The organism is Planotetraspora sp. A-T 1434, from assembly GCF_025420585.1.
GTDB lineage: Bacteria > Actinomycetota > Actinomycetes > Streptosporangiales > Streptosporangiaceae > JAOEGB01.
In genome coordinates this window covers 1-826 of record NZ_JAOEGB010000089.1, presented here as the reverse complement: position 1 = coordinate 826, position 826 = coordinate 1, and the positions used below count along the sequence as shown (strand labels likewise).

Annotated in this window: 1 protein-coding gene; it reads right to left on the bottom strand. The window is 70.6% G+C overall.

Annotated elements, in window-relative coordinates:
* Positions 1–8: 8 nt before the first annotated feature.
* The coding region (locus N5079_RS35075) for an alpha/beta fold hydrolase (RefSeq protein WP_315967910.1) at positions 9–826 on the bottom strand (818 nt) is incomplete at its 5' end.

Genomic DNA, 826 nt, shown 5'->3' with positions numbered 1-826 from the left:
ACGCCAGGTCAGTGGGTGGCGAAGAAGTCGGTGATGGCGGTGGCGAGGGCTTCGGGGGAGGCGTCGTGGCCCTGGCCTTCGAGGACTTGGTGGTGGCCGTCGGGGAGGGTGGCGGCGACGGCTTCGCCGGCCTTGAGCATCCAGGGGGCGCTTGCTCCGCCGCTGAGGACGAGGGTGGGCGCGGTGATGGAGGCGATCTTGCCGGTGGGCAGGGCGTTGCCGGGTCCGACGACGGCGGCCTCGTAGACCAGGGTGTGGGCGACGGCTTCCATGCCGGCCCAGAAGGGGGAGGTGCGCATCTGGTCGAGCATCTCGGCGGGCACTTCGGCGGCGTGGGTCATGAACTTCTCGACGACCTCGCCGCGGCGGTCTTGGGCGATCAGGTCGGCGAGGTGGTTTTCGAAGTCCTCGGGGATGGGGGTGCGGGCGCCTTCGACGATGTAGGGCGGGTCGTAGATGGCGAGCTTGGTGATGGCCAGGCCGTGCGCGGCGGCCTGCAGGGCCAGCGCGCCGCCGGAGGAGCCGCCGAAGACCTGTGCTTCGCCGCCGGCGTGCTTGATGACCGCGGCGAGGTCTTCGATCTCGCGTTCCACGGCGTAGGGCGCGGTGTCGCCGCTGCCGCCCCGGCCGCGGCGGTCGTAGTTGTAGACGGTGAAGTTCGGGGACAGGGCGGCGGCCAGGCCGGCCCAGATCGGGTGGGACCGATCGGCGAACCCGCCCTGCACGAGGATGACCGCCGGTCCCGTACCCGACTGATCGAACGCGATGGTGGTGCCGTCTGCCGACGTAACGTCCATGGGGATCTCTCTCTGGTAGCTGACCGACT